Below are 18,611 nucleotides of genomic sequence, written 5' to 3'. Positions count from 1 at the left end.
CCGACCGGCTCACCCGAGCCGAGCCTCCCGTCCACTGCCCCGCCTCCTCCACAGGTCTGGTCGCCCTGTGCGCGCGCTCCCTCGGAGCGCACTACGCTCGGATGCGGCCCGCGTCGCAGCGTTGCGGAGGTCCGCGGACCAGTTCAGCTCAGGCGTTCAGGAGGACCGAAGTGACCGAAACCGCACCCGTCGACCCCACATCGACCGAGGGTTGGAAGCAGCTCGCCGGCATCGCCGACGGCTTCTCCCCTGACCTCCGCGGATGGTTCGACGCCGACCCCGAGCGGGCCGCGAAGTACACGTTCCAGGCGGGCGACCTCACCGTCGACCTGTCGAAGGGCCTCGTGACCGAGGAGATCCTCGCGGCGCTCCTCAAGGTCGCCGAGGACACCGGCGTCGCCGAGCGCTACCAGGCGATGATCTCCGGCGAGCACGTCAACCCGACCGAGGACCGCGCGGTCCTCCACACCGCACTCCGTCGTCCGAAGGGCGGCGACCTCACCCCGGCCGCGCCGTTCGTGGTCGACGGCCAGGACGTCGACGCCGACGTGCACGCCACGCTCGACAAGGTCTACGCGTTCGCGGACAAGGTCCGTTCGGGCGAGTGGAAGGGCGTCACCGGCAAGCGCATCGAGACCGTCGTGAACATCGGCATCGGTGGCTCGGACCTCGGCCCGGTCATGGTCTACGAAGCCCTCAAGCCGTACGTCCAGGCCGGCATCGAAGCCCGCTTCGTGTCGAACATCGACCCGACCGACATCTACGAGAAGACCGTGGACCTCGACCCCGAGACCACGCTGTTCATCGTCGCGTCGAAGACCTTCGGCACGCTCGAGACCCTGACGAACGCCCGCCTGGCGCGCCAGTGGCTCTGGGAGAAGCTCGGCCTGACCGACGCCGGCGACGACGAGAAGAACGACGCCGTCGCGAAGCACTTCGTCGCCGTCTCGACCGCGCTCGACAAGGTGGCCGCGTTCGGCATCGACCCGGAGAACGCGTTCGGGTTCTGGGACTGGGTGGGCGGCCGCTACTCGGTCGACTCCGCGATCGGCACCTCGGTGATCATCGCCATCGGCAAGGACAACTGGCAGGACTTCCTCGCCGGCTTCCACACCATCGACGAGCACATGCGCACCACCCCGCTCGCGCAGAACGTCCCCGTCCTGATGGGGCTGTTCAACGTCTGGTACTCGAACTTCCTCGGCGCGCAGAGCCACGCGGTCCTGCCGTACACGCAGTACCTGCACCGCTTCGCCGCGTACCTGCAGCAGCTCACCATGGAGTCGAACGGCAAGCGCGTCCGCTGGGACGGCTCGCCCGTCACGACGGACACCGGTGAGGTCTTCTGGGGCGAGCCCGGCACGAACGGCCAGCACGCGTTCTACCAGCTCATCCACCAGGGCACCCGCCTGATCCCGGCCGACTTCATCGCGGTCGCGAACCCGGCCCGTCCGCTCAAGGACGAGACCGGCGACGGCAAGGCGGTCGAGCCCGGCCAGGACGTCCACAACCTGTTCCTCGCGAACTTCTTCGCGCAGACCAAGGCGCTGGCGTTCGGCAAGACCGCTGACGAGGTCCGTGCGGAGGGCACCACCGACGAGGCGATCGTCGCGGCGCGCACCTTCACGGGCAACAAGCCGTCGACGTCGATCCTCGCGCCGGCGCTCACCCCGAGCGTCGTCGGGCAGCTCATCGCGCTGTACGAGCACATCGTCTTCACCGAGGGCACCATCTGGGGCATCGACTCGTTCGACCAGTGGGGTGTGGAGCTCGGCAAGCAGCTCGCGCTGCAGATCGCTCCGGCGGTCGACGGTGATCGGGACGTGCTCGAGTCGCAGGACTCGTCCACGAAGGCGCTCATCGCGAAGTACCTCGAGCTGCGCAAGTAGCGCGACGCATCGCGGAACGCGACAGTGCCCGGCCGGGAAACGGCCGGGCACTGTCGCGTTCCGGGAGCACACCGGGCGGCGTCAGCGCCGCACGGGGTCCAGGTTGAGCGTGGTGCCCTCGTAGAGGTACTGCAGGTTGCCGTACACGCGCATCGACGGGTTCAGCCAGATCAGCGTCTCGACCGAGATCCCGAAGCGGGCCGCGACATCGGCGATGAGGTCGTCCGGCGCCACGACGTACGACCCCGGCGCACCAGCGGTCGTCTTCGCGGACACCGAGCCGGTCGCGTTCGCGGCGGCACCGTGGTCGACCGGGTGCACGTTCGTGGTGCGGGCGGGCACCGACCACCGGACCGGGTTCACCGCGAGGACCTTGCCGTTCCCGATCTCGACCGGCAGCGACGGGTCGTCCCCGGTCGCCGACGAGTAGGTCACCAGGGCGCCGAGCCACGAGGGGTCGTACCCGGCGTCGTCGATCGGGACGGACACGGCAGCGGGCGCGGCCGTCGTCGGTCCGCCGAGCTGGTCGTCGCCGATGCCGAGGTACGTCAGGCCGTCCCCGACCTGCGGGGCCTTCTCGAGGAACGTGGCGGACACCGGCACGGGCAGCGTCGAGGTGAAGCCGGAGTACTCCACGACGAACCGGTCGTTCTTGCCGGCGACGACGCGGTAGTGGAAGTGGATGCTGCCCTTCGGCGACGCGACGTCACCCTGGGCGACGACGGTCCCCGCCGGGATCGTCGTGATCGTGGGGGCGGGCAGGGACGCCTGCGTGGGTTCGGCGGTCGGCGGCCGGGGCGACGCGGACTCCTGCAGCAGCTCGGCCTCGCTCTGGCCGGCGGGGGTCGCCGAGGCGGTCGGGGTCGGGGAGGCGCTGACGCTCGGGGTCCGGGACGGGGCGGGGACGCCGCCGTCGTCTCCACGCAACAACGAGCACCCGGTGAGCCCGACGGCCACCACCGCCACCAGGCCGACAACGATCCCTCTGCGCACGATTCCCCCTCCGTCCGGGATCGTAGCCGACGGTTCGTCACGGTCGGATCGCCGTGACCAGACTGTGTCCGATGGCCCATCGAGGGCGCGTGGACCGACCGTCCGAGGGTGTGCGCGACATCCGTCCCCCGCCACACAGCGCATCCGGATCGCGCATCCAGCGCGAATGCGGAAGTATGTATCGGTGACGATCATGACGGAACGGCCGGTCGACCAGGCGACGAGCAGCGAACCGGAGCGCCCCGGCAACGCGACGGCCAGGCACGACAACGTCGCACTGCTCTCGGTGGCGACCACCGTGGCGGAGCGTGTGACGACCTCTGCGGACATCGAGGAGAAGCTCCGCGGCGTCCTCCGACGCCTGCGTCTGCCCATGGGTCTCCTCGAGCGCGTGGCGGGCGTCAAGGAACGCCGGAACTGGGGCGAGGGGCAGTCCTTCCAGGACGCCGCCATCGACGCCGGACGCCGGGCGATGGCCGAAGCGGGCATCAAGCCCGAGGACGTCGGCCTCCTCATCAACACGTCGGTGACCCGTCCGCACCTCGAGCCCTCGGTGGCCGTGCGGCTGCACCACGGGCTCGGGCTGCCGTCCTCCGCGATCAACTTCGACATCGCGAACGCGTGCCTCGGGTTCGTCAACGCGATGAGCGTCGCCGCGGGGATGATCGACTCCGGTCAGATCAAGTACGCCCTCGTCGTCGACGGTGAGGACGCCGACCAGGTGCAGCTCAACACGATCGAGCGCCTGAACCAGGGCGGCCGGAACCGCAAGGACTTCATGAGCGAGTTCGCGAGCCTGACGCTCGGCTCCGGCGCTGCCGCGGCCGTGCTCGGCCCGGCGGACATGCACCCGGGTGGACACCGGATCGTCGGCGGCGTCACCCGCGCGGCGACCCAGTGGTACGACCTGTGCGTCGGCAGCGTGGACGGCATGTTCACGGATGCCAAGATGCTGCTCAAGGGCGGCATGGAGCTCGTCGTCGCCGCCTGGAACGAAGCCCGTTCGCACTTCGACTGGGCCGACATGGACCGCTACGTCCTGCACCAGGTCTCCGACGTGCACACGAACGCCTTCGTCGAGGCGATCGGCGTCCCGCGCGACAAGGTCCCCACCACGTACCAGCGCTTCGGCAACGTCGGTCCGGCGTCGATCCCGATCACCCTCGCGGACGAGGTCGCCCGCGGTGCGATCCGCCCCGGCGACCGGGTGTTCCTCGGGGGCGTCGGCTCCGGCATCAACACGGCGATGATGGAACTCCGCTGGTGACAGCCGGGCTGCCCCGCGTCGCCGCGAGCACTGCTCCGGCGACGCAGCCGCCCACGCTGCCCGGACTCGACCCCGCGTGGTCGCGTCTGGTCACGGTGCCAGCTGATCTGCCGGGAGGCTCGGATCACCACGAGCGCACCTGGCACCTCCTCGACACGGCCGGGTCCCTGGCCGCGCTCGGCGTCGAACCGGTCGGCACGCTGCTGTGCGTGCACGGCAACCCGACGTGGTCGTACCTGTGGCGGTCGGTGCTCCGCACCTCGCTCGAGGTCGCGGCCGCCGGCGGTCCCGCCTGGCGCGTGATCGCGGTCGACCAGCTCGACATGGGCTTCTCGGAGCGCACCGGCCTCCAGCGGGGGCTGCCGCAGCGCGTTGCGGACCTCGGCGCCCTGACCGACGAACTCGGGCTCACCGGACCCGTCGTCACCCTCGGGCACGACTGGGGCGGTGTGGTGTCCCTCGGCTGGGCCGTGGACCACCCGGAACTGGTCGTCGGCGTCGCGACGTGCAACACCGCCGTGCACCAGCCCGACGACGCCCCCATCCCGGCGCCGCTCCGGCTCGCCCTGCGCCCGGGCCTGCTCGGCCGCGCGACCGTCGTCACCCCGGCGTTCCTCGAGACGACCCTGGCCATCGCACACCCGAAGCTCGACCGCCCCGTGGCCGACGCCTTCCGTGCGCCGTACCGGGGTGCTGCCCGTCGCGGCGGCATCGGCGGCTTCGTGGCGGACATCCCCGTGGACGCCGCGCACGCCAGCGCGCCCGAACTCGACCGGATCTCCACCGGCGTCGCGGCGCTCGAGGTCCCGGCGCTCCTGCTCTGGGGCCCGCGCGACCCGGTGTTCCTCGAGCGGTACCTCGACGACCTCACCGAACGGCTCCCGCAAGCGGACGTGCACCGCTTCGAGGGTGCCGGTCACCTGCTGCCGGAGGACGCCGACGTCGCCGGGACCGTGTTCGACTGGTTGGGCGACCGCCTGCCGGACGGCCACGTGCCCGTCGGTGTCGAGCCGAGCCTCCCGTCGGTCTCCGAAGGCAAGGACGACGTGAGCCGCCCGCTCTGGGCCGCACTCGACGAGCTGCGCGACTCCGACGAGCCCGCGCTCGTCGAGATGGCAGCCCCTGGTGGCACGCGCACGATCAGCTGGCGACTGCTTGCCCGCCGGATCGACGAGGTCGCCGCCGGACTGGTCGACATCGGTGTGCGGCACGGCGACCGCGTCTCGTTGCTCGTCACCCCCGGTGCGGACCTGACCGCGGCGCTCTACGCCTGCGTGCGGATCGGCGCGACCGTCGTCGTGGCGGATGCCGGACTCGGGCTCCGCGGCCTGACGCGCGCCGTGAAGGGTGCCCGGCCGGACTGGATCATCGGTGCGCTGCCGGGCCTCGCTGCGGCGCGCGCACTCGGGTGGCCCGGTCGTCGGATCGCGACGCTCGCGCTGCCCGCACCCGCTCGTGCGGCGCTCCGTGTCGAGCACACGCTCGCGTCGGTGGCCCGTCGGGGTGCACGGCGACTGGCGGCCGGAGCCGTGCTGCCGGATGCGCCGTCGTCGGACAGCCCGGCAGCCGTCCTCTTCACGTCCGGATCCACCGGGCCGGCGAAGGGCGTCGTGTACACGCACGGGCAGCTCGGCGCGGTCCGCGACGTGCTCTCGGCGCAGTACGACGTCGGCATCGGGACCGGCCTCGTGGCCGGGTTCGCACCGTTCGCGCTGCTCGGACCGGCGCTCGGCGCGCGATCCGTCGCGCCGGACATGGACGTGACCGCCCCGCGGACCCTCACGGCCCGTGCGGTCGCCGCGTCGGTCTCGGCCGCTGACGCCACCGTCGTGTTCCTCTCGCCGGCCGCGCTGGCGAACGTCGTCGCGACCGCCGGCGACCTGACGGACGCGGACCGCGCGGCCCTGTCGCGGGTGCGCCTGTTCCTGTCCGCGGGGGCGCCGGTCTCGGCCGCGCTGCTGACCGCCGCCACCGACCTGATGCCGAACGCGAGCGCACACACGCCCTACGGGATGACCGAGGGCCTGCTCATGACGGACGTCGACCTGGACGGGATCCGCGCGGCCGTTTCCGCTTCCGCTGCCGCCGGCGGTGTCTGCGTCGGTCGCCCCGCCGCCTCCGTCCAGGTCCGGATCGCGCCGCTCGACGCGGCCGGCCGGCCGACGGGCGTGCTCACGGACGACCCGGACGTCACCGGCGAGATCGTCGTCGCCGCACCGCACGTCCGAGACCGGTACGACCGGCTCTGGCGGACGAACCGGGCTTCGCGCCTCGGGCTCGACGACCCGCGCGGGCACCGCACCGGGGACGTGGGGCACCTCGACACCTCGGGGCAGCTCTGGGTCGAGGGCCGTCTGCAGCACGTGATCACCACGCCGTCCGGTGTGCTCACCCCGGTCGGCCCGGAGCAGCGTGTCGAGCAGCTGCGGGACGTCGGTCGTGTCGGCGTCGCCGGCATCGGTCCGGTCGGCACCCAGCAGGTCGTGGTGGTCGCCGAGACCGTCCCGCCCGTGCGCCGTCCCGGACTCGCGCCCAACGCGCTCGCGGCCGCGGTCCGCGCCGCAGCGGGGGTGCCCGTCGCCGCGGTGCTCGTCGTGCCCGTGCTGCCCACCGACATCCGGCACAACTCCAAGGTCGACCGTGCGTGGCTGTCGCGGTGGGCGTCGTCGGTGCTCGGCGGCGGACGGATGACCCGCCCGTGAGTGGTCTGCGCGTGCTCGTCACCGGTGCCAGCGGGTTCCTCGGCCGCGCCGTGGCCGCTGCCGTGCGGGACGCCGGGCACGAGGTCCGGACGTTCCAACGGCGGCCGTCCGGCGTGCCCGGGGTCACCGACGTGCTCGGGACCATGACGGACGCCGATGCCGTGCGTGCCGCGGTCGACGGCGTCGAGGCCGTCGTGCACCTCGCGGCGAAGGTGTCGCTCGCGGGGGACCCCGCCGACTTCGTCCGCGTGAACGTCGACGGGACGCGGTCCCTGGTCGCTGCGGCCCGCGACGCCGGGGTGTCCCGGTTCGTGTTCGTGTCGTCGCCGTCCGTGGCGCACACCGGCTCGTCGATCGCCGGTGCCGGCGCATCACCCGCGTCACCCGACGGGGCTCGCGGCGACTACGCCCGCACCAAGGCCGCCGCCGAGCTGCTGGCGCTCGACGCCGACGCCCCGGGCTTCGCGGTCGTCGCCGTCCGGCCGCACCTGGTGTGGGGACCGGGGGACACGCAGCTCGTCGGGCGGATCGTCGACCGTGCCCGTCGTGGTCGTCTCCCGCTGCTCGACTCGGGCGCCGCGCTGATCGACTCCTGCTACGTCGACAACGCCGCGTCCGCGATGGTCGCCGCACTCGCGCACGCTGCCGACGACGGGGTGCACGGGAACGCCTACGTGGTCACGAACGGCGAGCCCCGGCCGGTCGCCGACCTGCTCGACGGGATCTGCCGGGCGTCCGGGGTGCCGACGCCGCGGTGGCACGTCCCGGCCGGGGTGGCACGGACGGCGGGGTCCCTCGTCGAGGCCGTGTGGCGGGTGCGCCCGGGTGTCGACGAGCCGCCGATGACCCGGTTCCTGGCCGAGCAGCTGTCCACCTCGCACTGGTTCGACCAGCGCCGGACCCGCCGCGACCTGCAGTGGGCGCCGTCCGTCTCCATCGACGAGGGCCTGCGCCGCCTGGCCGGCTGAGGGACGCGCCGCCACCCGTCCGTACGCTCGGGTGCATGACCACAACCGTCCTCGTCGCCGGCGCCACCGGTGACCTCGGGAGCCGCATCGTCTCCGCCCTGCTCGATCACGACGTCCACGTGCGCGCACTCACCAGGGGCAGCAGCAGCGCCGACCTGGACGACCGGGTCGAGGTGGTCACCGCGGCGTACGACGACCCGGAAGCGCTCCGACGGGCCCTCGACGGCGTCGAGGTCGTCGTCTCCGCGGTCAGCGGCACCCGCGGGGTGATCGTCGATGCGCAGCGGGCGCTCCTCGCCGCCGCGGTCGACGCCGGCGTGCAGCGCTTCGTCCCGTCGGACTACGCCGCCGACTACCGGTCGATCACCCCGGGCTCGAACCGCAACTTCGAGCTCCGCCGAGAGTTCGCCGCGGAGCTCGACGCGGCACCGATCCGTGCGACCTCGGTGCTGAACGGCGCGTTCACGGACATGCTCACGGGGCAGGCGCCGATGATCCTGTTCGACCGGCAGCGTGTGCTGTTCTGGTCGTCGGCCGACCAGGTGCTCGACTTCACCACGAAGGACGACGTCGCACGGGTGACGGCCCTGGTGGCGCTCGACCCCGCTGCGCCGCGCGTCGTCGAGGTCGCGGGGGACCGCGTCACCGCCCGGAGCGTCGCGGACACGATGTCCCGGCTGACCGGGAAGCCGTTCCGGCTGCAGTGGGCGGGGACCGCGGGGACGCTCTCGGCGATGGCCAGGGTCGGGCGCCGCCTGTCGAAGGAGACCGACGAGCCGTTCCCGGCGTGGCAGGGGATGCAGTACTTCGTGAGCATGTTCAGCGGCGAGGCCGAGCTGCACCACGTGGACAACGACCGGTACGGCCCGCACGCGTGGACCACGGTCGAGGACGTGCTCGCCGCCCACGTGGCCTGACCCGGGGCGAGCCCCGAGCCCGCGCCCGAGACGCCGCCGAGCACCCGAGACGCCTCCGAGTTCGCGAGACGCCGCCGAGTTCCCGAGACGCCTCCGAGTTCCCGAGACGCCGCCCAGTTCGGCGGCGTCTCGGTCGGGGAGCGGCGTCTCGGGAACTGGGCGGCGCCACACCCGCCCCGCCGGCCCGCCCCCGTCGAGGCCCCGGGGCAGGCACCGTCGGCCGTCGGCGGTACCGTCGTCCCATGGACAGGTCCGAGATCCTCGCAGCCGCCGCGGCCGCGCACGCCGCCCGCATCGCCGCCGCCGGCGGTGACGACACCGCCGCACGGGATCGTGCGGATGCCGCAGCGTCGGCCCCGCAGGACCACAGCCGCGTGGACGAGTCGGAGCGCGCTGCCGAGCGTACCGAGGGCGCGCTGTCCGACTGGCACCGGATGGGCACGCGCCGCGGGGTCTCCCCGGACGAGCAGGTCCGCGCGGCGTGGTCGGTCGCGGGTGTTCCCGATCGTGGTGCGGGCCGTGCTCTGGCGAACGTCCTGCTGTCGACGGCGGGGCACGCCGGCCGCGTGGCCGATGCCGCCCGCCGCAACCAGGCGCTGAGCGGTGCCGCCCGGACGGCCGCGCGTCGCACGGTCCGCCGGTACACCGACCACGGTGCCGAGATGTCGTCGCTCGGGGACGTCCTGGGGGAGCAGCAGTCCCGCGAGTGATCGCTGATCGGGACTTTTGTTGGACCGATCCATTACGTCTGACATGAGAATGTGTGGTTGACAGGACAAAGTCAGCGGCTACGATCGGACCAGCGATGACGCAAGATCTCTGACGAAGGAGTCACCCGATGGTCGACATCAAACCGACATCCCCGAGTACGACGCTCCCCCCGCTCGGCACCGGCCCCTACCGCCGCCGTCTCGGCGTGCTCGCCCTGGTGGCCACGTTCGGCGGCCTGCTCTTCGGGTACGACACCGGCGTGATCAACGGCGCGCTCCTGCCCATGAAGCAGGAGCTCGGCCTGACGAACCTCACCGAGGGCATCGTCACCAGCTCGCTGCTGTTCGGGGCCGCGATCGGCGCGATGCTCGGCGGTCGCATCGCGGACGGCTGGGGTCGTCGCAAGACGATCATCGCGCTCGCCGTGGTCTTCTTCGTCGGCACCCTGACCTGCGTGTTCGCCCCGGTCTTCGGCGTGATGGTGGTCGGCCGCGTGCTCCTCGGCCTGGCGGTCGGTGGTGCATCGACCGTCGTGCCGGTGTTCCTCGCCGAACTCGCCCCCTACGAGATCCGCGGTTCACTGTCCGGGCGCAACGAGCTCATGATCGTCATCGGTCAGCTCGCGGCGTTCGTGGTGAACGCGTTCATCGGGACCATCTGGGGTGAGGGCAACGGCGTCTGGCGCGTCATGCTCGCCGTCTGCGCCCTGCCCGCGATCGCGCTGTTCGTCGGCATGCTCCGGGTGCCGGAATCGCCGCGGTGGCTCGCGTCGAAGGGCCGCAACGACGAGGCCCTCGCGGTGCTGCAGCAGGTCCGGTCGTCGGAGCGGGCCAGTGCCGAGCTCGACGACATCAAGCGGACGAACGAGTTCGAGGCGAACGTCCAGCGGCAGAGCGGCTGGCGCACCATGCTCGGCAACAAGTGGCTGATCCGCATCGTGCTCATCGGTGCCGGTCTCGGCGTCGCACAGCAGCTCACCGGCATCAACTCGATCATGTACTACGGCCAGACGGTGCTCATCGAGTCCGGCTTCCAGGCCTCTGCAGCGCTCATCGCCAACATCGCACCCGGCGTGATCGCCGTCGTCGGTGGCGTGATCGCGATCACCAACATGGAGAAGATCAACCGGCGGACCACCCTGATCATCGGGTTCTCGCTGACGACGGTGTGCCACTTCCTGATCGGCATCGCTTCGATGGCACTGCCCGACGGCAACCCCGCACGCCCGTGGGTGATCCTGTTCCTGGTCGTCGCGTTCGTCGGCTCCATGCAGACGTTCCTCAACATCGCCGTCTGGGTGCTGCTCTCCGAGATCTTCCCGACCCAGATCCGTGCGCTCGGCATGGGCATCTCGGTGTTCTGCCTCTGGATCGCGAACGCGCTGCTCGGGCTGTTCTTCCCGACGATCGTCGCGGCGACGGGCATCACCGGCACCTTCTTCGGGTTCGCGGCCGTCGGCGTCCTGGCTCTGCTCTTCATCTGGAAGTTCGTCCCGGAGAGCCGTGGCCGCACGCTCGAGGACGTCGAAGAGGGCGTCACCACCGGCAACATCTTCACGGTCCCGCAGAAGAAGGCGCGTCGCTGACGCACTGAGACGCAGACGGGAGGCCCGGTGCCAGCTGGCACCGGGCCTCCCGTCCGTCTTCTGGTCGCGCTACGGGCGCAACAGGACCTTGCCGACCCGGCCGGCGGTGTCCGACGCGCGGACCGCGTCCTCGACGTCCTCGAACGCGAAGGTCTCGGCGACGGGGAGCGTCAGCGAGCCGTCGAGGACCCGCGTGATGAGCTCGCCGAACAGCTGCTGCTTCGTCTCGGACGGCATGGTCTTGGAGACCACGCTGCCCCAGAAGCCCTTCACGGTCAGCTGGCCGAAGATGACCTTGCCGGACGGGATCTCGAGCGTCGGTGAGGCCATCGCGCCGAAGACGACGAGCGTCGCGTTCTCGCCCAGGACGGACGCGATGTCGCCGGCGGCCTTCCCGCCGACGGACTCGACGCCGGCGACGATCGGGGCGCCACCGGTGATCGCGGCGACCTGGTCCTTCCAGTCCTCGGCGTCGGTGGCGACGATGCGCTCGATGCCCTGGCCGCGGAGCTCCTCGACACCGGCGGCGCGACGCACCAGGCCGATGACGTTGATCCCGCGGGCCGCGCCGAGCTGCGCGACCATGCGGCCGACGGCGCCGTTCGCGGCGTTCTGGATGAGCCAGTCGCCCTCCTGCAGGTCGAGCGAGTGCAGCAGGCTGATCGCGCTGAACGGCATCGAGACGAGCTGGCTGGCGGCCTCGTCGGTCATCGCGTCCGGCACCGGGACCAGCCCGGCGGCGTTCGCCGTGTAGTACTCGGCCCAGACGCCGAAGGCGCCGCCGGCGACGCGCTGGCCGACCCGCAGGTTCGTGACGCCCTCACCGAGGGCCTCGACGACGCCGAGCGCCTCGGTGCCCGACGCGGCGGGCAGCTCCGGCTTGAAGCCGTACGTGCCGCGGACGGTCCAGAGGTCGTGGTTGTGGATGGGGGAGAGGACCGTGCGGACCAGGACCTCGCCGGCGCCGGGCGTGGGGACCGGGCGCTCCTCGACGTGCAGGACCTCGGCCGGCTCGGCGAAGGTGTCGTGGACGACGGCGCGCATGGTGGTGGGGGTGGTGTCGGTCATGGACTAGTCCTCCGAGACGGTGATCGTGACGTCGATGTTGCCGCGCGTCGCGTTCGAGTAGGGGCACACCTGGTGCGCGGCGTCTGCGAGCGCCTGGGCCTCGTCGTGCTCGATGCCGGGCAGGACGACCTCGAGCAGCACGGCGAGCTGGTAGCCGCCCTGGCCGTTCGGGCCGATCTGGACGCGGCCGCCGACGGACGACTCGTCGATCTTGACCTTCTTCGCGCGGGCGACGCCCTGCAGTGCGGAGTGGAAGCACGCGGCGTACCCGGCGGCGAAGAGCTGCTCGGGGTTGGTGCCGTTGCCGGAGCCGCCCATCTCCTTCGGGATCGCGAGGTCGAGCTCGAACGATCCGGTGCTGGTGGCGACGCGGCCGTCGCGGCCGGCGCCGGTGGAGAGTGCCTCGGCGGTGTAGAGGACGTCCATGGTGTTCCTTCCTTCGTGGGGCTTCGTTGGTCAGCTGCGTGCTGCGGGGGTGCTGCCGGCGGGCTGCGCTGCTGCGTGCATCGTCTCGGTCAGACGCTGCAGGGTCGCGATGAGTTCTGCTGCCGCGTCGGCGTCGGGCAGACCGGTGCCGGCGGCGATCCGCGCGGGGATGTCCGCGAGCTCGGCGCGCAGGGAACGCCCGCGCTCGCCGATCGTCACGGTGACGACGCGCTCGTCGGTGCTGCGGCGCTCACGGCGGACCAGGTCGGACTGCTCCATGCGGCGGAGCAGGGGCGACAGGGTGCCGGAGTCGAGCTGCAGGTGGTCGCCGAGGCCGGAGACGGTCTGGTCGCCCTCGACCCAGAGGGTCACGAGGACGAGGTACTGCGGGTACGTCAGCCCCCACGGCTCGAGCATCGTGCGGTACGCCTGGGTGGTGGCGCGGGTCGCTGCGTAGAGGGAGAAGCACACCATCTCGTCGGTCACCGGCATGCCTCAAGCATTGCACGCAACTCAGTTGTGCACAACCGATCACGGCGGCGGCGTGGGCGGCGGCGGCGTGGGCGGCGGCGGCGTGGGCGGCGGCGGGCGGCGGCGGCGCGGGCGGTGCGGCGGGTGCGGCGTACGTGCGCATCGAACGACACTGCGCTGCCGATTGCGCGGCGCATTCGGCCGATGCGTGTCGCTTCTGTCGCGCGGCACCGGGTGCGTGCGCATCGAGCGACACTGCGCTGCCGATTGCGCGGCGCATTCGACCGGTCGGTGTCGCTTTCGTCGCTCGGCCCGCAGGCCCGCAGGCCCGCAGGCCCGCGGGCACGCAGGCACGCAGGCCCGCAGGCACGCGGCGGCAGCCCCGCGCGGCAACGCCCCGTCGGTGTCAGCGCGCGCGGGCGATCGTCTCCTCGACGAGGGCGGCGCAGGCAGCGGGCTCGTCCGCGACGAGCATGTGGCCGGTGTCCGGGACGACAACCAGCCGCGCTCCCGGGACCGCCTCCGCGATCGCCCGGGTGTGCTCCGGCCGGATGACGTCGCGCGCCCCCACGGCGACGAGCGCCGGCGCGGAGATCCTGGCGACGTCGTCGGTCGTCATGCGGGGCTCTGTGAGCCACAGCTCGATCGTCTTCGCCGCCACGGTCCGGAAGTACGCCCGGTCGTGCGGTGCGATCGTGGCCCAGTCGTCCCCGATCGCCGCGTCGAGGTCGTCCACGGTCACGGTGCCCTCGACGTAGCCGGACGGGTCGAGGTTGCCCGAGAAGGCGGTGACCGAGGCGACGAGCGCCGGGTGCCTGACCGCGAGCAGGAGCGCGGTGTTCGCGCCGTCGCTGTGCCCGACGACGTGGACGGGTGCACCGATGCGGTCGGTGATGAGCGTGGCAGCCTCGGCGACCATGTCGTCGAACCCGAGCGGGGCGTCGGTGTCGGGTGTCCGGCCGTGGCCCCGCCGGTCGTACGTCCAGACCTCGAGCGTCTCGGGGAGCGCCGCGGCGAGGTCGTCGAACACCCGGCCGTCGGACACCCCGCCGTGCAGGAGCACGACGCGCGGCGCGTCCGGCACCGCGGCGGCCCGGCGGCGGTGGAACACGGGGACGCCGTCGACGTCGTGGACGCCGGACTCGAACGAACGCATCGGGCCAGCCTAGGTGTCCGGCAGTTGGTACCGTTCTGGAATGACCGCCGACGCCCCCGTCGCCGTCGCTCCCCGCCGGTTCGCGGCGCTCCGCGACCGGCACTCCCGCCCGTACCTCTTCAGCGCCGGGCTGTCGATGATGGGCGACAACATCGAGCACGTCATCACCTACTGGGTGCTCTGGCAGGAGTTCCACTCGCCGGCCCTCGTCGGCTTCGAGGTCATCAGCCACTGGTTGCCGTTCCTGCTGCTGTCCGTGTGGTTCGGCGGGCTCGCGGAGAAGTACGACTGCCGCCGGCTCATCCAGATCGCGCAGGGCCTGTTCATGCTCGTCTCGGTCTGCTGGGGCGTGCTGTTCCTCACCGGCACCCTGCAGGTGTGGGAGGCGTGCGTGCTCCTCGTCCTGCACGGCTGCGCCGGCGCGCTCTGGGCACCGGCGGAGCAGCTGCTCCTGCACGACTACGCGGAGCCGGCGGAGCTGCCCGGCGCCGTGCGGATGAACGCCACGTTCCGGAGCCTCGGGGTGCTGGCCGGGCCGGTCGTCGGGTCGGCGCTGCTGCTCGGCCTCGGGTCGACGTGGGGGATCTTCGCGAACGTGCTCTTCTACCTGCCGATGACGTTCCTGATGCTCCGGACGCCGTACACCGGCCACACCCGGAGCGGCTACGTCCACAGGGCGCGACTGACGATCGTCGACGGCTTCCGCACGCTCCGCGACGTCGGGAACGACCGGGTGCTCGTCGCGATGATCGTCCTCGCCGGGCTCGTCGCGCTCTGCGTCGGCGGGTCCCTGCAGGTGTCGATCCCGTCGTTCGCGGACGCCCTCGGCGCGGGCAGCGCCGGCCTCGGGTACGGGGTGCTCCTCTTCGCCAACGGTGCCGGCGGGGTGCTCGGTGGCTTCCTCCTCGAGGCCACCGGTGCCCTGAAGCCGAACACCCGCGTGGTGATCGTGACGACGATGCTCTTCGGCGCGACCACCGCGGCCGTCGCCCTCACCGGCAGCTTCGCCGTCGCGGTGATCGTGCTGTTCCTCGGCGGGGTCGCGAACATGGCGAGCACCTCGATCGGCCAGGCCGTGGTGCAGCTCCGCGCCCCCGTCGAACAGCGCGGGCGGGTCGTCGGCGTCTACAACATGTTCGGCAGCGGGCTCCGCACCGGCAACGGCGTCACCCTGGCCCTGCTCGGTGCCGCGCTCGGCGTCGGGACCGCCGTCTGGATCGGCGGCGCGGCGCTCGTGCTCGGCGCGCTCGTCGTCGCGGTGGTCATCGCCACGGCCGACCGGCGGCGGAAGCGCCTCGGCTGAGCGGGACGGAAGCACTTCGGCCGAGCAGGTCCGGAAGCGTCTCGGCTGAGCGGGTCCGCAGCGAGCCGGTTAGGCTGGCCTCACCAACGATGACCAGCAACCACCCAGCCACGGCACGATCAGCGACCAACCGAGTCGGTACCTCGTCGTCCCACGGCAAGACGATCCTGATCGGCGAGCACGCCGTGGTGTACGGCGCACCCGCGCTCGTGCTGCCGGTGAACGACGTCCGCGTCACCGCGACGGTCACCCCGATCAGCGCATCCGGGGACGGTCACCGCCTCGAGTCCACGGTGCACACCGGCCCCCTCGACCTCGCCCCCGCCGCCGTGATGCCGACGGTCACGGCCGTCACCGCGACGCTCCGGCACCTCGGCTCCACCGACCAGCACTTCCACGTCCGTGTCGACAGCGACGTCCCCACCGCCAGGGGAATGGGCTCGAGCGCCGCGGTCGCCGCCGCCGTCACTGCTGCGGTCGCCGACGCCCTCGGCGTCACGCTCGACGTCGAGACCCACCACGAGCTCATCCAGGAGTGCGAGCGCGTCGCGCACGGCCGCCCGTCCGGACTCGACGCACGCGGGGTCGTCGCCGACGTCCCGGTCTGGTTCGAGGGCGGCCGCATCGAGCCCGTCGAGCTCACCGGCGAGTTCGTCTTCGTCGTCGCCGACACCGGCGTCCCCGGGCACACGCGCGAAGCCGTGGCCGCCGTCCGCGAGCACCACGACCGCGACCCGGAGGACGTCGACGCGGTCGTCGCGCAGATCGGCGCCCTGGCCAGGCGGGCCCGGGGGACACTCGTCGACGGCGACGCCCAGGCACTCGGTGCCACGATGGACGCCGCGCACGAACTGCTCATCTCCCTCGACGTGTCGAGTGACGACCTCGACCGGCTCGTCGGCGCCGCACGCAGCGCGGATGCCCTGGGCGCGAAGCTCACCGGCGGTGGTCGGGGCGGTTGTGTCCTCGCACTCGCCGCCGACGGCGAGCACGCGGAACGCATCGCCGTCGCACTGCGCGACGCCGGTGCCACCGCCACCTGGACCACTCGGATCGGAGACCGCGCTTGAGCACAGCCACCGCCGTCGCGCACCCCAACATCGCGCTCGTGAAGTACTGGGGCAAGGCGGACGCCGACCTCGCGCTGCCCGCGACGGGCAGCGTCTCGATGGGCCTCGACGTCTTCCCGACGACCACCTCCGTGACGCTGGTCGACGGCCGGGAGGCGCGGGATGCGTTCGTCCTGAACGGTCACGTCGTCGAGGACGGTGCGCTCACCCGCGTCGAACGGTTCCTCGACATCGTCCGGCAGCTGGCAGGGTCCGACGCGCGTGCGCGCGTGGAGTCGACGAACACGGTGCCGACGGGTGCCGGCCTGGCGTCCAGCGCGTCGGGCTTCGCGGCGCTGGCCACCGCCGCGGCCGCAGCCTACGGGCTCGACCTGTCCGAGCGCGACCTCAGCCGGCTCGCGCGGCGCGGTTCGGGGTCGGCCACGCGGTCGATCCCCGGCGGGGTGTCGGTGTGGCACGCCGGCGACGACCAGGGCTCCTACGCCGAGACGATCCCGGCGCCGCCGATGGCCATGGTCGTCGTGACGATCAACGACGGCCCGAAGGCGATCGGCTCCCGCGAGGCGATGCGCCGCACCATCGCGACCTCGCCCTTCTACCCGGCATGGGTGTCCTCCACGACCGAAACCGTCGGCGACATGCTCGTCGCCTGCGCCGCCGGGGACTTCACCCGCATCGGCGAGCTCACCGAGAGCAACGCGCTCCGGATGCACGCCACGATCGAGGGCGCGTTCCCGCCGATCCGCTACCTGACCGCCCGGAGCGTGGCGGTGTTCGACGCCGTCGCGGAACTCCGCGCCGCCGGGCTCGAGGCGTACGCGACCGCCGACGCCGGGCCGAACGTCGTCGTCCTCACGAAGCCGGAGGACCGCAGCGCCGCGGCCACCGCGCTCGCGCACCTGGGCGACGTCATCGAGTCCGGCACCGGACCAGCCGCCCACGTGATCCGCTCCGAAGGAACGGGGGAGCACCAGCACCCCGACCAGAAGGAGTCCGCCGAGTGATCGAGTTCCGTGCCCACGGCAAACTGTTCGTCGCGGGGGAGTACGCCGTCGTCGAACCCGGGCAGCCGTCCGTGATCATCGCGCTCGACCGCGCCATCACGGCCCGCGTCGCCGAGGGCCACGGTGCCGGCAGCGTGCACTCCGAGGAGTACGGGCACCTGCCGCTGACGTGGACCCGCGCGGAGGACGGCCTGGCCCTCGACCGCGAGCACCACCCGTACGACTACGTGATGGCGACGATCGACCTCGTCGAGAAGCTCCGCGCCGAGCTCGGCATCGAGCCGCGCTTCCACGACCTCCGGATCTCCAGCCAGCTCGACGACGCCAGCGGGCGGAAGTTCGGGCTCGGCTCCTCCGCCGCCGTCACGGTGGCCACCGTCGGGGCGCTCGACCGCTTCTACGGGCTCGGCCTCTCGCAGCGCCAGCGCTTCCAGGTGGCGCTCCTCGCGACGATCCGGGTGAACCCCCGGGCGTCCGGCGGGGACCTCGCGGCGAGCACCTTCGGCGGCTGGCTGCGGTACAGTGCGCCGGACCGCGAGCACCTCGCGGCGCAGCTCGACGACCGCACCGTGTCGGACGTCCTGCACGACGCGGCCGCGTGGGAGGGCTTCGACGTCCAGCGACTCCCGGCGCCGGAGCACCTGCGCCTGCTCGTCGGCTGGACCGGTTCGCCGGCGTCCACCACGAAGCTCGTGGGCGTGGTGCGGCGGCACCGCAACGGCGGGTACGCGACGTTCCTCGACGACAGCCGGGCCTGCGTCGACGACCTGACCACGGGCCTCCAGACCGGCGACACCGAACGCACCCTGGACGCCCTGCGGCGCGCCCGCGGGCTGATGCAGCGTCTCGGTGACTCCGTCGGGTCGGTCATTGAGACCGAACGGCTCACCACCCTGTGCGACGTCGTCGAGCGTGCCGGCGGGGCGGCGAAGCCGTCCGGCGCCGGTGGCGGCGATTGCGGCATCGCGCTCGTCCCCGCGGAGAGCGACTCCGCCGGGATCCTCCGCGAGTGGGAGGCACACGACATCCGGCACCTCACCATCGCCGTGCAACCCCCGGAAGGCCCCATCGAATGAGCACT

At 72.4% G+C, this 18,611-nt stretch carries 16 protein-coding genes; 11 read left to right on the top strand and 5 right to left on the bottom strand.

Annotation, left to right across the window (positions count from 1 at the left end):
• The first annotated feature begins 170 nt into the window (after window positions 1-170).
• A complete protein-coding gene (gene pgi / locus EDF55_RS15545; RefSeq protein WP_260233372.1) occupies window positions 171-1,889 on the top strand; it encodes a glucose-6-phosphate isomerase in 1,719 nt (572 codons plus the stop codon).
• A gap of 81 nt (window positions 1,890-1,970) precedes the next feature.
• Here the strand turns inward: pgi and EDF55_RS15540 are convergent, their stop codons facing one another.
• Window positions 1,971-2,882 carry a LysM domain-containing protein gene (locus EDF55_RS15540; RefSeq protein WP_260236079.1) on the bottom strand — a complete coding sequence of 304 codons (912 nt, stop codon included), beginning with the start codon at window positions 2,880-2,882 and terminating at the stop codon, window positions 1,971-1,973.
• 193 nt (window positions 2,883-3,075) lie between these two features.
• On the opposite strand from EDF55_RS15540, the gene EDF55_RS15535 reads away from it, so the two are divergent.
• The 6 genes from EDF55_RS15535 (at window position 3,076) to EDF55_RS15510 (ending at window position 11,032) form a co-directional block, all read left to right on the top strand.
• Window positions 3,076-4,149 (top strand): 3-oxoacyl-ACP synthase III, encoded by a 1,074-nt coding sequence (locus EDF55_RS15535; RefSeq protein WP_123656018.1) that lies wholly within the window; start codon window positions 3,076-3,078, stop codon window positions 4,147-4,149.
• Window positions 4,146-6,851 carry an alpha/beta fold hydrolase gene (locus EDF55_RS15530; protein ID WP_260236078.1) on the top strand — a complete coding sequence of 902 codons (2,706 nt, stop codon included), beginning with the start codon at window positions 4,146-4,148 and terminating at the stop codon, window positions 6,849-6,851. Before EDF55_RS15535 ends, EDF55_RS15530 begins: the two co-directional genes overlap by 4 nt.
• 5 nt (window positions 6,852-6,856) lie before the next feature.
• On the top strand, window positions 6,857-7,819 hold the full coding sequence (locus tag EDF55_RS15525) for an NAD-dependent epimerase/dehydratase family protein (protein ID WP_123656016.1): 963 nt from the start codon (window positions 6,857-6,859) through the stop codon (window positions 7,817-7,819).
• 35 nt (window positions 7,820-7,854) lie between these two features.
• Window positions 7,855-8,736 (top strand): NmrA family NAD(P)-binding protein, encoded by an 882-nt coding sequence (locus EDF55_RS15520; RefSeq protein WP_123655849.1) that lies wholly within the window; start codon window positions 7,855-7,857, stop codon window positions 8,734-8,736.
• Window positions 8,737-8,978: 242 nt separating this feature from the next.
• Entirely contained in the window at window positions 8,979-9,446 is a 468-nt protein-coding gene (locus EDF55_RS15515; RefSeq protein WP_123655848.1) for a hypothetical protein, read from the top strand.
• Window positions 9,447-9,574: 128 nt separating this feature from the next.
• Window positions 9,575-11,032 carry a sugar porter family MFS transporter gene (locus EDF55_RS15510; protein ID WP_123655847.1) on the top strand — a complete coding sequence of 486 codons (1,458 nt, stop codon included), beginning with the start codon at window positions 9,575-9,577 and terminating at the stop codon, window positions 11,030-11,032.
• A 69-nt stretch (window positions 11,033-11,101) separates the two neighbouring features.
• On the opposite strand, the gene EDF55_RS15505 is transcribed toward EDF55_RS15510, so the two are convergent.
• The 4 genes from EDF55_RS15505 to EDF55_RS15490 all read right to left on the bottom strand — a co-directional run bounded on the left by EDF55_RS15505 (window position 11,102) and on the right by EDF55_RS15490 (window position 14,153).
• Window positions 11,102-12,076, bottom strand: coding sequence for a zinc-binding dehydrogenase (locus EDF55_RS15505; RefSeq protein WP_185017484.1), 975 nt, complete (start codon window positions 12,074-12,076; stop codon window positions 11,102-11,104).
• 27 nt (window positions 12,077-12,103) lie between these two features.
• On the bottom strand, window positions 12,104-12,526 hold the full coding sequence (locus EDF55_RS15500; RefSeq protein ID WP_123655845.1) for an organic hydroperoxide resistance protein: 423 nt from the start codon (window positions 12,524-12,526) through the stop codon (window positions 12,104-12,106).
• Window positions 12,527-12,556: 30 nt separating this feature from the next.
• Window positions 12,557-13,018, bottom strand: coding sequence for a MarR family winged helix-turn-helix transcriptional regulator (locus EDF55_RS15495; protein WP_185017450.1), 462 nt, complete (start codon window positions 13,016-13,018; stop codon window positions 12,557-12,559).
• 385 nt (window positions 13,019-13,403) lie between these two features.
• On the bottom strand, window positions 13,404-14,153 hold the full coding sequence (locus EDF55_RS15490; RefSeq protein ID WP_123655844.1) for an alpha/beta fold hydrolase: 750 nt from the start codon (window positions 14,151-14,153) through the stop codon (window positions 13,404-13,406).
• A 40-nt stretch (window positions 14,154-14,193) separates the two neighbouring features.
• Here EDF55_RS15490 and EDF55_RS15485 point away from each other — a divergent pair, with 40 nt between their 5' ends.
• The 4 genes from EDF55_RS15485 (at window position 14,194) to EDF55_RS15470 (ending at window position 18,606) form a co-directional block, all read left to right on the top strand.
• Window positions 14,194-15,456: an MFS transporter gene (locus EDF55_RS15485; protein WP_123655843.1), complete on the top strand. Its 1,263-nt coding sequence runs from the start codon at window positions 14,194-14,196 to the stop codon at window positions 15,454-15,456.
• A gap of 89 nt (window positions 15,457-15,545) precedes the next feature.
• A complete protein-coding gene (mvk, locus tag EDF55_RS15480) occupies window positions 15,546-16,526 on the top strand; it encodes a mevalonate kinase (protein ID WP_123655842.1) in 981 nt (326 codons plus the stop codon).
• Window positions 16,523-17,530: a diphosphomevalonate decarboxylase gene (mvaD, locus tag EDF55_RS15475; protein ID WP_123655841.1), complete on the top strand. Its 1,008-nt coding sequence runs from the start codon at window positions 16,523-16,525 to the stop codon at window positions 17,528-17,530. Before mvk ends, mvaD begins: the two co-directional genes overlap by 4 nt.
• A complete protein-coding gene (locus EDF55_RS15470) occupies window positions 17,527-18,606 on the top strand; it encodes a phosphomevalonate kinase (protein WP_123655840.1) in 1,080 nt (359 codons plus the stop codon). Before mvaD ends, EDF55_RS15470 begins: the two co-directional genes overlap by 4 nt.
• Window positions 18,607-18,611 lie beyond the last annotated feature (5 nt).

The sequence above is a fragment of the Curtobacterium sp. ZW137 genome (genome assembly GCF_003762905.1).
Classification (GTDB): Bacteria; Actinomycetota; Actinomycetes; order Actinomycetales; family Microbacteriaceae; genus Curtobacterium.
This window is presented reverse-complemented; position numbering and strand designations above follow the sequence as displayed.